The organism is Hydrogenophilus thermoluteolus (genome assembly GCF_003574215.1).
GTDB lineage: Bacteria > Pseudomonadota > Gammaproteobacteria > Burkholderiales > Rhodocyclaceae > Hydrogenophilus > Hydrogenophilus thermoluteolus.
Genome location: NZ_AP018558.1, coordinates 779,916 through 793,098 on the forward strand (window position 1 = coordinate 779,916; position 13,183 = coordinate 793,098).

The window sequence follows — 13,183 nt, forward strand, 5'->3', positions numbered from 1 at the left end:
GTGCGATGGCCACCTGGGTGGTGGGCGATGTCCAAGGGTGTTGTGCCGCGTTGGAGCGATTGTTGGCGTTGTGTCAATTCGACCCGCAGCGCGATCGTTTGTGGTTGGTCGGTGATTTGGTGAATCGCGGGCCGCAGTCGCTCGAGGTGCTGCGGTTGCTCACCTCGTTGCCCGAAAAGGCGGTGACCGCGGTGTTGGGCAACCACGATCTCTATGCGTTGATGCGCGCGGCGGGGCTCAAAAAAAGCGCGAAAGACGACACGCTCGATTCCCTTTTTTCCGCGTCGGGCCGCGACCGCTTGCTCGATTGGTTGCGGGCGCGGCCGCTGTTGGTCTGGGACGAGGCGTTGGGGTGGGCGATGGCGCACGCCGGCGTTCCACCGGTGTGGGATTGGGAAACCGCAGTAGCGGCCAACGCCGAAGTGATTGCGAAATTGCAGCACGACTTGGGCTGGTTGCGCCAACTCAAAGGGGGAGAATCGGTCTGGCACCCCGCATTGGAGGGGATGGCACGGATTCGCTACATCGTGAATGGTTTCACACGCATGCGTTTCGTCGATGCAATGAGCGGGGCCCTGGAGCTCAAAGCGAAAGGGCCGCCGACGAACGCGCCCAAGGGAACCGTTCCCTGGTTTCGCTATGCCAAACGGGTGGCGTTGCCGTATCGGGTGGTTTTCGGTCACTGGTCGCTGTTGGGGTTTTATGCCGACGCGGCGGTGATGGCGGTCGATACGAGTTGCGTCTATGGTGGACGGTTGACCGCGGTGCGACTGGAAGATCAGGCGGTGGTTTCGGTGGCGTGTACCGATTGTGGCGGCACGAAGGGGTGAGCGCTGGCACGCTCGGTGCACGGGCTACGCGGCTTCTTCCTGCGCGTGCGCCAAAGCCGCGCGGATCGCCTGTTCGGCGTTGCGGGTGAGCGTTTTGCGGTCGTTTCCGGTAAGGGGGGAAAGGAGTTGCACGCGGGCGGTGAGCGGTCGGGCCGCAAGGAGGTTTTCGAGGGTATCCCAGAAGGTCATTGCGCCGACGAACGCGGCCGCGGTGGTTGGGGTACCGTCTGCGCGGTGGTAACTGAGCGCGACCGGTTGCACGGGTGCGTTGGCGTGCACGGCGCTACTCAGTAACGCGCTGTGAAACGACCGCAGGGTGGTGCCGTCGGTTGTCGTTCCTTCGGGAAACAAGGCGACGGTTTCGCCGTTTTGGAGCGCCGCGGTGAGGGTTTTGCCGATGGTCGCAGCGTGGTGCTTGGAGCCGCGCGCAAGGAAAATCGTGCCGTGCTGAGCGGCGAGCCAACCCAACACGGGCCAGCGCCGTACCTCACTTTTGGCGACGAACCGCATGGGAGCCACGGCCATGAGGACTGGGATGTCGAGCCAGGAGATGTGGTTTGCGACGACGAGCGCACCTGGGTGGATGGCGCCGGTGACGACGAGCTCGACGTCGAGTGCGGCCAGAATCCGCCGTGCCCAGAAGGATCGGAGGCGCGCTCGTTGGCTTGGGCGAAGCCACGGGAAGAGGGCGATCGTGGCGAGTAGCCCGAAGAGGAGCCAGCCAAAGAGCCGCAGTTTGCACCACCACGCGGTGCGGTAGCGTTGGGCGGTAGTAGCGTTTTCGAAGGTCAAAGGCGGCAGCGCTTTACCCAGGCAAGGTTCGAAGCGATCAAGCGTAGCAGATGTGGGGGCAGACGCCAAGCGGTACCTGCTTGGGGTGGGCGTCGGGCGGTGCGGTGCAACCATCGTGTGCGCCACCGGTCACGCGTGACTCAACGATTCGCTACGAAGCGCATTTCGGGAGAAGTGTCGGCGGTAGCGCGGGGCGAGCCGTTCTCCGTCGAGTAGCACGGGAAAGTCGACGCAGTGGAAATCGGGGTCGATCGTCGGGTCGCCTGCAATCCAAGCACCTGCGGCCAAGTAGGCCAAGATGAGCGAGGGACAAGGCGCGGGTTCGACGCCGTCGAGCGGCATCGGTTCGATGCGGCGCCACGGGGTGACATGAAATTCGATCGGCGCTTCGTACTTTTGCCGCAGGGTCCGGTATTGCGCGAGCACGGCGTCGAGGCCGCCATGGTAGGGGAACGACGCCAGACCGAAAAGGTACCGGACACGAAAGCGCGCAAGGTACGTGGCAAGACCGCGAAAAAGCAGTCCGATCACCGCGCCAGTGCGGTGTTCGGGGGCGATACAGGCGCGCGACAGTTCGACGAAATCGAGCCGTTTGATGCGGGTGAGATCGTATTCGGCTTCGGCGCACCGTTCGCCGACGACCCGTGCGCTGCGGGACGGCAGCAGACGGTAGCAACCGACCACCGAATCGTCACTCTTGTCGAGCACGAGCAGATGGTGGCAGAAGGGGTCGAAAAGGTCGTGATCAAGGCCCGGCTTGCGGGTTTTGAGGCGAGCGCCCCACTCGCCTGCAAAGACACGGTAGCGCAGCCGCTGTGCGGCGAGCAGTTGCGCGTCGTCGTGGGCGAGGATGAGGCGATAGCGCGGGGTTTCGGCAAAACAGAGGGTGGGGTCGGTCGCGGTCATGGCTTGCTCCCTGTGTGACGGGGTTTCCCAGCTGCCCGCAGCCACTCAGGGGTGCGGGCAGGGGGTTGTGGCGTTGGCGTTCAGGCAGCGCCGAAGATCGGAGCGCCATCTTCCCGTTCGATCACGAGCGTGGCGCTGCGGGGCCGGCCACCGGTGATTTCCGGGAATTGGCTGTGTGGCCAGTCGGAAAAGAGCGTGGGTTGTTGGTTGAGCACTGTGTTAAGCATTTCAGCCGGAAAACCGGGGGCGCGCGGATGCCCTTCCGCTTCACCTGGGTGTTGGATGTTGATGAACATCGTGCGACCGTCTGGGCTGAAGGTGATGCCGGTGATTTCGCAACCCGACGGCCCGACGAGAAAGCGGCGGATTTCGCCGGTATTCGGGTCGGCAACCAACATCTGGTTGTTGCCTTGCCCCGCGAATTCGCCACGATTGCTGTAATTGCCGTCGGTCTGGATCCAGAGCCGCCCCATGCGGTCGAACGCGAGCCCATCGGGGGAGTTGAACATGTTTTCGCGAGTGACGTTGATCGAGCCGGCGCGGGGATCCGTTTCCGGGTAGACTGCCGGGTTGCCGGCTATGACGAAGAAATCCCACGCGAACTCGGTTGCAGCGGCGTCGTTTCCTGCCTCTTGCCAGCGGACGATCTGCCCCCAGAAGTTGGGCGCGCGCGGGTTCGCGGCGTCGACGGCATCGGCTTGACGTTTGCTGTTGTTGGTGAGGGTGACGAAGACTTCGCCGCTCGTTGGGTGGATCGCGATCCATTCGGGCCGATCCATTTTGGTCGCGCCTGCAACGTCTGCCGCGGCACGGGTGAAAATGAGGACCTCGGCGTCCGTGGGGAACCGGGGGTCTGATGCGATTTTCGGATTGGCGCGGGAAAGGAGATGCCAACGCCCGAGCAGGCGGCCGTTGCCCGTGTCGTTGCTCGTGAATTCCGCAACGAAGAGGTCACCGTCGTCCAAAAGATCACGGTTCGCCTCCGGATTGGTCGGGTCGAACGGTTTTCGGCTGACGAATTTGTAGAGGTATTCGAACCGTTCGTCGTCGCCCATATAGACGACCACCCGTCCATCTTTTGCGAGCGTCACCGCGGCGTTTTCGTGTTTGAAACGCCCAAGCGCGGTGCGTTTTTTCGGTGTGCTTTCCGGATCGAACGGGTCGATTTCGACCACCCAACCGAAACGGTTGGGTTCGTTCGGGGTGCGCGCCACGTCGAAACGGGGGATCGCTTCATGCCAGCGGTAACCGAAACCATTTGCGATGCCGTAGCGTTTGTGCATCGGATCGTTGGGGTTGCCATTACCGAAGTAGCCGTTGAAGTTTTCTTCGCAGGTGAGGTAGGTACCCCACGGGGTGACGCCGTGTGCACAGTTGTTGAGCGTTCCCAGGACGAGTCGGCCGCTGGGGTCGTCTTGCGTTTGCAGGAGCGGGTGACCTGCAGCGGGGCCGGTGAGCGCGCACGGGGTGGCGCCAGTGATGCGGCGGTGGTAGCGACTTTCCGGCACTTTGTCCCAGCCGTTTGGCCCGCGTCGCAGATGGATGATCGAGACACCGTGCGCCGCGATCGCTTTGTTCGCTTTTTCCTCACTCAGCGTCGCTTGGGGTAGGAAATCGGCGGGATAGAGGTATTCCAGATTGGTGTATTCGTGGTTGAGCGCAAGGAGTCCTTCGTCGCTTTTTCCGGGAAATGGAAAGAGGTGCATCCCGTCGTGGTTGTCACCGATCTGCTGCGCTTGCTCGGCGGCGGTGTTGCTGCCATCCGGTTTGAAATGGGCGTTGGGATGGGTCAGCGGGTCGCCCCAGGGGAGGATCGCGCGGATCTTGAAACCAGGCATCACGGTGACACGATCTTCGGAGTGTGTCGGGATGCTGGGGCCAAAAGGGGCAAGCAGCGTGCTGGTATTCGACACGCGTTGCGGTGCACCGGGCAGTGCTGCGGCGGTACCACGGGCGGTGGCGGCGTTCGTCCAGGGCGCAAAGAGGGCCAAAAGCGCACTACCAACCGCTCCTTTGAGGAGTGCTCGCCGCTTTTCCATCACGCACGCGGCAATTTCGTGGAACGTTGGATTGGTGCTGTCGTTGCTCAGCGGTTCGTCGTATGCTTTCATCGTTGCGCTCCTGTCGTGCAGACACGGGTAGCTTAGCGAATCGGTGTGACAACTTGATGACAGGATCTGATTGACCGGGGGGTGCCTTACCGCTAGAATGGCCCGGATTTTGGGCTTTGCTAAGGGGGAACCGTGTCTTTTCCGATTGCGGTGTGTGGGTCGATGGCCTACGATACGATCATGGTCTTTCCCGATCGTTTCCGCAACCACATCTTGCCGGAACAGATCCATATCTTGAACGTGGCGTTCCACGTTCCCGAATTGCGGCGAGAATTCGGTGGGTGCGCCGGAAACATCGCGTATGGGTTGCGGTTGCTGGGGATGGATCCGATCATTGTCGCGACGATGGGGCAGGATGCCGGGCCCTATTTGGAACGGTTGCGCCAGTTGGGGATCCGCGACGAGGGGATCCGTCTCTTCGCGGAAGAGATGACGGCGCAGGCTTATATCATCACCGACCTCGACGACAACCAGATCACGGCGTTTCATCCGGGTGCGATGCTGCGTTCGCACGCCGCATCGATCGAGCCGGGGTGGGGCGCTGTATGGGGGATCGTCGCGCCCGACGGGCGCGAAGGGATGTTGGTCCACTGCGAAACCTTTCACGAACTGGCGGTGCCGTTCGTTTTCGATCCGGGGCAGGGGTTGCCGCTCTTGACCGGCGCGGAGTTGGTGCGCTGCCTGGAATTGGCGCAGGTCGCGGTGGTCAACGACTACGAAGCGAAGCTGTTGGAGGAGCGCACGGGGTTGCGGCTGCCGCAGTTGGCGGAGAGGGTCGAGGCGCTGATCGTGACCCGAGGCGGAGAAGGCGCGGATCTTTTCTGTGATGGGCGGTGCGAACGGATCGAGGCTGTGCCGCCGCGAGCGGTGGTCGATCCGACGGGGTGCGGCGACGCGTTTCGCGCCGGACTCTTGTGTGCGAAAGCGCTCGGGGCCGATTGGGGCGATGCGGTACGGCTCGGGTCGGTGATGGGTTCGGAAAAGATCGCGGTGAGCGGCGCGCAGAACTATGCCCTTACCTTTTCTGAAGCGGTGGCGCGGTTGCGCACCCACTACAGGGTCGGGGCAGCATGGGCTAAAATGCCGTAGTCGGTACGTCGTGACAATGGTGGATCGGAAACGCGCAGCAGCAGGAGGTTTCGATGAACAAACGGTTTTTGACGGTGATCGTCGGGGTGGCTGGTAGCGCGCTGCTGGTGACCGGGTGTGCGCCCAGTTTGGGGAGCAGCGCCTACGCCCGTACTGAGGCGCGGCGGGTGATGGAGGTCAAATACGGGGTGATCGAAGCGATCCGTCCGGTGCAGCTCGAAGGGACGGAATCGGGCGCTGGAACGCTCACGGGTGCGCTTTTGGGGGGGCTTGCGGGGAACACCTTGGGTGGCGGACGTGGCCGAATTGCCACCACCGCGGTGGGGGCGGTTGCGGGTGCCGTGGCCGGTCAAGCCGTGGAGGGTGCCGTGACCGCTCGCCCAGGGGTAGAGATCACGGTGCGCCTCGACAATGGCCGCGTCTTGGCGGTGACCCAAGAGGATGAAGGTGAAGGGTTCCGCGTTGGCGAACGGGTTCGGCTTTTGACCGACCGTTACGGCAACGCGCGCGTTGCCCGTTGATGGCGCGGGTTACGGGCGGTTACGGGTAAAACGGGACGACTTCGAAACCGACGATCCCGCTTTCGACGATTTGTAGCGAAAGCGTGACCGCGATGCGGCGGTGGGGGGCAAACGGCGTCGTCTGCGGTGCCCCCCAATCGGCAGGCAGAAGGTTTTTGCGCACGAGTGCTCGGCCGAGTCCGTCGGTCAGGGTGAGGGCCAGGTGGGGCCACGGCATCGGGTAGTCGGCGCGGTTCGTCATGGTCAATTCGAGGGTATAACGCGCAGGGTCGGCTTCTTTGATGAGGCGGGCGTCATCGATCTGTATCCGTTCGGAGTCCGCTGGCGGTGTGAGCGTGCAGCCCAGCGCTTGGCAGATCGTTTCCCCGATGGGGTAGAGTTCGGGGAAGATGCGGATCAGTGTGGGGTGCGCAACCCATGCTGCTTGCCCAAGCGCGGTAAGGAAAAGGAGGAGCGCCAAAAGCAACGCGATCGCGTGCGCAAGCGGGTTGCGGGCTGCTGGCGGGGTGGGGGGGTCGCGATCCAGTGCGGCAGGGTTGCGATAGGCGGCCGTTACCGCGCTCGGGCTGAGCGATTCCGCGTCTGCGTGTTCGAACGGGGAGGGGCTGGGTTCGACGCGGTTTTCGGTTTCGTTTGGGGCTGCGGGCGGGGGTGCCGGTTCGTCCGAAGGCTTCAGGGCACGTTCTTCCGGGGGGAGTTCGGAAACGGTAGCACGGAGCGCGTTGAACGGTTCGAAACATTCGCCGCACAGTGCCCATCCCTGGGCTTTTGCCAGAACCCGGTCACTGGTGGCGAAGGTGGCACCGCAATGGGGACAACGGACGATGCGTTTGCCGCTGAACGGTTCATCACGCAGGCACCGATCGTCGGCTGTGGTCATGATCGGGTTCCCTCTAGCCGTACCCAGCCCTCCCGTTCGGCAGCGATTTCGAGCCGAATCCATGGGGCGTACGCAGCGATGACGGCATCGGCCTGTTCGGCAAGAATCCCTGCAAGCGCGATTTTGCCTTGCGATGCGACGCGTGTTGCCAAGGTCGGTGCCAGGACGATGAGCGGTCTGGTGAGGATGTTCGCAACCACCAAGTCGAACGTTTGGTTAAGGGGCGCATCGGCGGGCAGCACAGTGAGATCGACGCTGTTTGCTTCGGCGTTGGCGCAGGTGGCAGTGCGTGCGTCGGCGTCGATGTCGACCGCAGTGACTGCACTGGCGCCCAGCTTGGCTGCGGCGATCGCCAGAATACCCGATCCACACCCGTAGTCGAGTACCGAAGCGCCAGCGGTGACTTCGCGTACAAGCCATTCCAGGCAGAGGTGGGTGGTGGGGTGGCTACCGGTGCCAAAAGCCAATCCCGGGTCAAGACGGATTACGGGTGCCGTAGTGGCGGGGGGTTCGTGCCAGCTGGGTACGATCCAGAGCGCGCCGTCGGCAACCGCGATCGGCGGGAATTGGTTTTGGGTTTGCCGCACCCAATCGGTTTCGGCGATCGGCACGAGTTCGGGTTCGTCGGGGAGTGTGACCTGCGCGGCGCGGGCCATTTCGGCCAGACGTTGCGACCACGGGGCGTCGCTGTCGAAGAGGAGCGCGACGACGGATCGCCGCCACAAGGTGGCCGGGGCTTCGCCGGGTTCGCCGAATTGGGGGGTTTCGTCCGGGGTTCCGGCGTCGGCGTCTTCCAGGGTTGCCGAAAGGGCGCCGTGGTCGAGTGCGACTTCAGCGAGCCGTTCCGCGTCCTCGGCCGGTAGGACGATCCGGACTTCGAGCCAGCGTGCGGCGCTATTTTTTGCCGCGGGCATCGAGCCACTGCTCCAGGTAGTGGATCGAGACGCCCCCTTCGCCGAACGCAGCGTCGTTCATGAGTTGCAGGTGCAGCGGGGCGTTGGTCTGAATCCCCGTGACGACGAGCTCTTGCAACGCGCCGCGCATCTTGGCGATGGCTTGGCGACGGGTAGAGGCATGAACGATGAGTTTACCGATCATCGAGTCGTAGTGGGGGGGCACGGTGTAGCCGGAATAGACGTGGGAGTCGACCCGTACTCCCGGACCGCCAGGGGCGTGCCACTGTTCGACGCGTCCCGGTGAAGGGGTGAAGCGGTAAGGGTCTTCGGCGTTGATGCGGCATTCGATCGCATGACCGCGAAGGGAAACCGCTTGTTGGGGGAACCACAGCGGTTCGCCTGCCGCGATGCGGATTTGCGCCTGCACGAGGTCGATTCCGGTGATGAGTTCGGTCACTGGGTGTTCGACCTGGATGCGGGTGTTCATTTCGATGAAGTAGAAGCGCCCGTTTTCGTAGAGAAACTCGAAGGTACCTGCACCGCGGTAGCCGATACGACGACAGGCTTCGGCGCACGCTTCGCCGATTTCGGCAATCGCCGCGCGGTCGATGCCGGGCGCCGGGGCCTCTTCGATGATTTTTTGGTGGCGGCGCTGCATCGAGCAGTCCCGTTCGCCGAGCCAGACGGCGTTGCCGTGGGCGTCGGCGAGTACCTGGATTTCGATGTGCCGCGGTTGTTGTAAGAATTTTTCGAGGTAGACCGCGGCGTTGCCAAACGCGGCGCGCGCTTCGTTGCGTGTGGTTTCGACTGCGGAAAGGAGCGCGGCTTCGGTGTGCACGACCCGCATGCCGCGACCACCCCCGCCGCCAGCGGCTTTGATGATCACGGGAAAACCGATCTCGCGCGCGATGCGCACGATTTCGTCGGGGTCGTCCGGTAGCGCGCCGTCGGAGCCGGGGACGCAAGGTACGCCGGCATCGAGCATGGCGCGTTTCGCAGCGACCTTGTCCCCCATCATCGCGATCGTCTCTGGGCGCGGACCGATGAAGGTGAATCCGCACGCTTCGACGCGTTGCGCAAATTCGGCGTTTTCGGAGAGGAAGCCGTAGCCGGGGTGGATCGCTTCGGCGTCGGTCACTTCGGCGGCAGCGATGATCGCGGGGATGTTGAGGTAGCTTTTCCCCGCTGGGGCAGGGCCGATGCACACCGCTTCGTCGGCAAGACGAACGGGTTTGCTATCACGGTCGGCTTCGGAATAGACCATCACCGTGGCGATGTCGAGTTCGCGGCACGCGCGTAGGATCCGGAGCGCGATTTCACCCCGGTTGGCGATCAGGATTTTGTTGAACGGGGGACGTTCGGGCGCTGCGTCCAGCGTGGGTTGGATCGTGTGACTCATGGCCGGATCATCCGATCACGAAGAGGGGTTGGCCATATTCGACCGGCTGGCCGTTTTCGACGAGGATTGCTTTGACGACACCTGCGACGTCGGCTTCGATTTCGTTCATCAGTTTCATCGCTTCGATGATACAGAGCCGGTCGCCCACTGTGACATGGCTGCCCACTTCGACGAAGGGGGGCGCGGTGGGTGAAGGGGCGCGGTAGAAGGTGCCCACCATCGGCGATTTCACGACGTGGCCCGGGGGCAATCCCGGGTCGGCTGGGGCAGCGGTTTCGTTGGTGGGGGTGCTCACTGCGGGTGTGGCTTGTGGGGCGGTGGGTACCGGTGTGGCGTGGACGGTTGCGCCCGCGGGGTATGGGGCAGTGACCGACGGGAGGGTGACCGGCGGTTGCTTGGCGATACGAACTTTCTCTTCGCCTTCGGTGATCTCGATTTCGGCAATCCCGGACGCTTCGACGAGTTCGATCAATTTCTTGAGTTTGCGTAGGTCCATCGATCGGATTCCTTAAGAGGTTGCACGGTTAGGGTTCGTTTCACGCTCGAGCCAGTCCATCGCCGCTTCGAGCGCCGCCTCATAGCCAAAAGCGCCCAATCCTGCAATGACGCCCACGGCTTTGTCGGAAAGGTAGGAATGGCGCCGAAATGGCTCGCGCGCGTGAATGTTGGAGAGGTGGATTTCGATGAAGGGAATTTGCACCGCGGCGAGCGCATCGCGAATCGCGACGCTGGTATGGGTGTAGGCGCCTGGGTTGATGAGGATGAAATCGACGCCCTCTTCCATTGCCGCCTGGATTCGGTCGACAAGCGCCCCTTCGTGGTTGCTCTGATAGCTCTCGATGATCGCCCTTGCGCCAGCGCGGGCCGTCAACGCAGTGTGGATGTCGGAGAGCGTGGTGCGACCGTAGATTTCCGGTTCGCGCACGCCCAAGAGGTTGAGGTTCGGGCCGTGGAGTACCAAAATGCGCCACGGTTGGGCAGGGGAAGCAGCCATCGGGTCGTTCCTTTGCAGCGTTTCGCGGTGCAAAGCTGCAAGTTTGCCGCATTTCGCCGCTTTTGGCTAGAGGGCGACACCGATGCGATTCATCGATGGAGCGCTTCGGTGATGAGCGTTTCGAGCCGCTCGCGGGTGATCAGACCGACATGGTGCGCGACGGGTTGTCCGTTTGCGTCGAGAACCAAGGTAAAGGGCATGCCGCGGTTGGGGTTGCCGAGTTTCGTGGTCTGCCCCAGGGCAAAGCCGCCTGCGACCAGGGTGGGGTAGGGCAGGTCGAATTCGCGCGCAAACGCAAGGAGGTTGTCGCGTTCGTCGAGCCCCAAGCCTACGAAATGGACACGCCCAGCGTAGTGGCGGGCAGCCGCGGCGAAATCGGGGAGCTCTTTTTTGCACGGTGGGCACCAAGTGGCCCAAAAGTTGATGACCAACGGTTTGCCACGCCACTCGTTCAGGGTTCGTGGGCTACCCGTGTCGATATCCGGCATTTGAGCGGTGATGAGTTGCTGAAGGGCACGGGCGTCATAGCCCGAGAAGGTGGATTCGGTTGGGGTTTGAGTGGAAACCGTTTGACTGAAAAAGAGCCACAAGACGCCCGCGGTAAGGAGCCCGGCAATGACCCAATGGACGAGGGTTCGACGCGACGACGCACGAGCAGGCGTCGGGTTCGGCGCTTGGGGGGTGGAGTTTGGGGAGTTGAGTGGGTCGTTCATCACGCCTCCTGCAAGAGTTGTTCGAGCATCGCAAGGGTAAGGCCGCGCTCCGTTTTTTTCCGCCGCCGTTCGTCGACCGCGGGCCAGACGCGCAGCCGGACAGGATAGGGTGTGTCCTCGAGAATCAATTCGGTTTCTGGGCGGCGCGCGGCACTGGCTTTCGGCGTATGGACCCGGAAATGGCGATGTTCGTTGAGGAGAAAAATTTCGACCTCTTTACCGGATTCGGCAAAGAGGTCGATTTCGATTTCGCTTAGTGGACCAGCGGTGCCCTGGGCAACGGCGCCAACCAAATAGGCAGGCCACGGAAGCCACGCAAGCGTGTGCGCAGCTTCGCGACGCATCGCGGTGAGTCGTTCTGGAAGGTTTTCGATCTCGCCATATTCGGCGACGAATTCTGCCAGTGCCGCTTCGACCGCTTCGTTGCTGGGCAGCATCGTGCGCGGTGGCAACCCGAGTTGCTTCGCAGCCTTGCGCTTGGCAAACGCAAGGTCACGAATGCCTTCGTCGAAGATGAGCCGCGCAGCAACATGGGCGATCTCGTCGCGGTAGTCGATCGCCTCGTAAGTTTTGCGTTTCATGGGGATTGGGTATGCGAGAATTCGCCCTATTGTACCAACGGGACGGTTTCGCACGATGCATCTGCACATTTTGGGTATGGGCGGGGTGTTCATGGCCGGGGTGGCGATTCTGGCGAAAGCGCTCGGCTACCGGGTGACGGGGTGTGATGGGCCCCTCTATCCTCCGATGAGCGACGTGTTGGCAGCGCATGGGTTGACGCCGATCGAAGGGTATGACGCCGATCAGATTCGTTTGGGCGCCGATTGTTACGTGGTCGGGAATGCGATTTCGCGCGGCAACCCGTTGCTGGAGGCGATCCTGGACGCCGGTTTGCCTTTCGTCTCGGGCCCACAGTGGTTGGCCGAGACGGTGCTGCGCGGGCGGTGGGTGATCGCGGTGAGCGGTACCCACGGCAAGACGACCACTACGGCGATGACGGCGCATATTTTGCGCACGGCGGGGTTCAACCCTGGGTATCTCATCGGCGGCGCGGTGCCGGGGTTCGAAGCGCCGGCGGCGTTGGGGGATTCTCCATTTTTCGTGATCGAAGCCGACGAGTACGACACCGCTTTTTCGGACAAGCGGGCGAAATTCCTCCATTACCGCCCGCGGACGTTGGTGATCAACCATTTGGAGTACGACCACGCCGATATCTACCCCGATCTGGCTGCGATCGAGACGCAATTCCACCATTTGATCCGAACGATGCCGCGAAGCGGGGCGATTTTCGCGCGTGCGGGAATCCCGGCGATCGATCGGGTATTGGCGCGGGGGGTATGGTCGGAAGTGGCCCGTTTTGGGTTAGCAGAATCGTATCTAGGTGGACATAATGCCCAAGCAGACGACCGGGTGGAAGTGCCGCGCTGGCAGGTGCAGGTGGCAGGGGATCGGGCGCACTACGCGTTCGATGGGCGAGCGATCGGAAGTGTGACCCTTCCGTTGCCGGGAGTCCATAATGCGCTCAACGGGCTTGCCGCGGTAGCGGCGGCAAGCCACGCCGGGGTGCTTCCCGAGCAGGCGGTCGAGGCGCTGGCCAGCTTTCCGGGGGTGAAGCGGCGTCTCGAAAAGGTGGGGGAGGCGGCTGGGGTGACGGTCTTCGACGACTTTGCCCACCATCCGACCGCGATTGCCGCAACGCTCGATGCGCTGCGACCCCGGGTGACGGGGCGATTGATCGCGCTTTTCGAACCGCGGTCGAACACGATGAAGCGCGGGGTGATGCAAGCGGAGTTGCCCGCAGCCTTTGCACGCGCGGATCGTGTCTTCGGGTACGCGAAAGGGCTGTCTTGGGATCTGGCGGCAGCGCTGGCGCCGCTCGGTGCGAAGGCCGAGGTGGCAACTGAGATCGATTCGTTGGTGGCGCGCATCGTTGCCTACGCAGCGCCGGGTGACGCGGTGGTGGTGATGAGTAATGGGGCATTCGAAGGGGTGCAGCGCACCTTGCTGGCGGCACTGATGGCAAAGGAGCGACGCGTTGGTGTGTGATCCGGG

General features: G+C 63.0%; 14 protein-coding genes. 4 read left to right on the forward strand and 10 right to left on the reverse strand.

The annotated features are described in order from the left end of the window. Window positions 1–5 precede the first annotated feature (5 nt). On the forward strand, window positions 6–830 hold the full coding sequence (locus HPTL_RS03805; protein WP_119334786.1) for a symmetrical bis(5'-nucleosyl)-tetraphosphatase: 825 nt from the start codon (window positions 6–8) through the stop codon (window positions 828–830). 24 nt (window positions 831–854) lie between these two features. Here HPTL_RS03805 and HPTL_RS03810 read toward each other — a convergent pair whose 3' ends face one another. The 3 genes from HPTL_RS03810 to HPTL_RS03820 all read right to left on the reverse strand — a co-directional run bounded on the left by HPTL_RS03810 (window position 855) and on the right by HPTL_RS03820 (window position 4,639). Beyond that, on the reverse strand, window positions 855–1,736 hold the full coding sequence (locus tag HPTL_RS03810; protein WP_119334787.1) for a lysophospholipid acyltransferase family protein: 882 nt from the start codon (window positions 1,734–1,736) through the stop codon (window positions 855–857). Between the two features lie 15 nt (window positions 1,737–1,751). Further along, window positions 1,752–2,528: a GNAT family N-acetyltransferase gene (locus HPTL_RS03815; protein WP_119334788.1), complete on the reverse strand. Its 777-nt coding sequence runs from the start codon at window positions 2,526–2,528 to the stop codon at window positions 1,752–1,754. 80 nt (window positions 2,529–2,608) lie between these two features. Continuing rightward, window positions 2,609–4,639, reverse strand: a complete 2,031-nt coding sequence (locus HPTL_RS03820; protein WP_197713768.1) for a PhoX family protein — start codon at window positions 4,637–4,639, stop codon at window positions 2,609–2,611. Window positions 4,640–4,801: 162 nt separating this feature from the next. Here HPTL_RS03820 and HPTL_RS03825 point away from each other — a divergent pair, with 162 nt between their 5' ends. After that, on the forward strand, window positions 4,802–5,728 hold the full coding sequence (locus HPTL_RS03825) for a carbohydrate kinase family protein (protein WP_119336062.1): 927 nt from the start codon (window positions 4,802–4,804) through the stop codon (window positions 5,726–5,728). Window positions 5,729–5,781: 53 nt separating this feature from the next. Then, window positions 5,782–6,249, forward strand: coding sequence for an outer membrane lipoprotein (locus tag HPTL_RS03830; protein ID WP_119334789.1), 468 nt, complete (start codon window positions 5,782–5,784; stop codon window positions 6,247–6,249). Between the two features lie 19 nt (window positions 6,250–6,268). On the opposite strand, the gene HPTL_RS03835 is transcribed toward HPTL_RS03830, so the two are convergent. From HPTL_RS03835 to HPTL_RS03865, 7 genes are all read right to left on the reverse strand, one after another. Beyond that, window positions 6,269–7,129: a zinc-ribbon and DUF3426 domain-containing protein gene (locus HPTL_RS03835; protein ID WP_170141262.1), complete on the reverse strand. Its 861-nt coding sequence runs from the start codon at window positions 7,127–7,129 to the stop codon at window positions 6,269–6,271. Beyond that, complete coding sequence (prmA, locus tag HPTL_RS03840) at window positions 7,126–8,043, reverse strand: 50S ribosomal protein L11 methyltransferase (RefSeq protein ID WP_119334791.1); 918 nt, start codon at window positions 8,041–8,043, stop codon at window positions 7,126–7,128. The genes HPTL_RS03835 and prmA overlap by 4 nt, the downstream gene beginning before the upstream one ends. Then, a complete protein-coding gene (gene accC / locus HPTL_RS03845) occupies window positions 8,024–9,424 on the reverse strand; it encodes an acetyl-CoA carboxylase biotin carboxylase subunit (RefSeq protein WP_119334792.1) in 1,401 nt (466 codons plus the stop codon). The genes prmA and accC overlap by 20 nt, the downstream gene beginning before the upstream one ends. Before the next feature lie 7 nt (window positions 9,425–9,431). Beyond that, a complete protein-coding gene (gene accB / locus HPTL_RS03850) occupies window positions 9,432–9,920 on the reverse strand; it encodes an acetyl-CoA carboxylase biotin carboxyl carrier protein (protein ID WP_119334793.1) in 489 nt (162 codons plus the stop codon). A 12-nt stretch (window positions 9,921–9,932) separates the two neighbouring features. Next, window positions 9,933–10,418: a type II 3-dehydroquinate dehydratase gene (aroQ, locus tag HPTL_RS03855; RefSeq protein WP_119334794.1), complete on the reverse strand. Its 486-nt coding sequence runs from the start codon at window positions 10,416–10,418 to the stop codon at window positions 9,933–9,935. A gap of 89 nt (window positions 10,419–10,507) precedes the next feature. Further along, window positions 10,508–11,131 (reverse strand): TlpA disulfide reductase family protein, encoded by a 624-nt coding sequence (locus HPTL_RS03860; protein ID WP_119334795.1) that lies wholly within the window; start codon window positions 11,129–11,131, stop codon window positions 10,508–10,510. Next, window positions 11,131–11,712 carry a hypothetical protein gene (locus HPTL_RS03865; protein WP_119334796.1) on the reverse strand — a complete coding sequence of 194 codons (582 nt, stop codon included), beginning with the start codon at window positions 11,710–11,712 and terminating at the stop codon, window positions 11,131–11,133. The genes HPTL_RS03860 and HPTL_RS03865 overlap by 1 nt, the downstream gene beginning before the upstream one ends. 55 nt (window positions 11,713–11,767) lie before the next feature. Here HPTL_RS03865 and mpl point away from each other — a divergent pair, with 55 nt between their 5' ends. Continuing rightward, entirely contained in the window at window positions 11,768–13,177 is a 1,410-nt protein-coding gene (mpl, locus tag HPTL_RS03870) for a UDP-N-acetylmuramate:L-alanyl-gamma-D-glutamyl-meso-diaminopimelate ligase (RefSeq protein ID WP_119334797.1), read from the forward strand. Window positions 13,178–13,183 lie beyond the last annotated feature (6 nt).

Excerpts from the sequence above, each read along its gene's own strand:
- aroQ (WP_119334794.1), bottom strand. The coding sequence starts at position 10,418 with ATGGCTGCTTCCCCTGCCCAACCGTGGCGCATTTTGGTACTCCACGGC.
- HPTL_RS03825 (WP_119336062.1), top strand. The coding sequence starts at position 4,802 with ATGGCCTACGATACGATCATGGTCTTTCCCGATCGTTTCCGCAACCAC.
- accB (WP_119334793.1), bottom strand. The coding sequence starts at position 9,920 with ATGGACCTACGCAAACTCAAGAAATTGATCGAACTCGTCGAAGCGTCC.
- prmA (WP_119334791.1), bottom strand. The coding sequence starts at position 8,043 with ATGCCCGCGGCAAAAAATAGCGCCGCACGCTGGCTCGAAGTCCGGATC.
- mpl (WP_119334797.1), top strand. The coding sequence starts at position 11,768 with ATGCATCTGCACATTTTGGGTATGGGCGGGGTGTTCATGGCCGGGGTG.
- HPTL_RS03815 (WP_119334788.1), bottom strand. The coding sequence starts at position 2,528 with ATGACCGCGACCGACCCCACCCTCTGTTTTGCCGAAACCCCGCGCTAT.
- HPTL_RS03805 (WP_119334786.1), top strand. The coding sequence starts at position 6 with ATGGCCACCTGGGTGGTGGGCGATGTCCAAGGGTGTTGTGCCGCGTTG.
- HPTL_RS03820 (WP_197713768.1), bottom strand. The coding sequence starts at position 4,639 with ATGAAAGCATACGACGAACCGCTGAGCAACGACAGCACCAATCCAACG.
- HPTL_RS03810 (WP_119334787.1), bottom strand. The coding sequence starts at position 1,736 with ATGGTTGCACCGCACCGCCCGACGCCCACCCCAAGCAGGTACCGCTTG.
- HPTL_RS03865 (WP_119334796.1), bottom strand. The coding sequence starts at position 11,712 with ATGAAACGCAAAACTTACGAGGCGATCGACTACCGCGACGAGATCGCC.
- HPTL_RS03835 (WP_170141262.1), bottom strand. The coding sequence starts at position 7,129 with ATGACCACAGCCGACGATCGGTGCCTGCGTGATGAACCGTTCAGCGGC.
- HPTL_RS03830 (WP_119334789.1), top strand. The coding sequence starts at position 5,782 with ATGAACAAACGGTTTTTGACGGTGATCGTCGGGGTGGCTGGTAGCGCG.
- HPTL_RS03860 (WP_119334795.1), bottom strand. The coding sequence starts at position 11,131 with ATGAACGACCCACTCAACTCCCCAAACTCCACCCCCCAAGCGCCGAAC.
- accC (WP_119334792.1), bottom strand. The coding sequence starts at position 9,424 with ATGAGTCACACGATCCAACCCACGCTGGACGCAGCGCCCGAACGTCCC.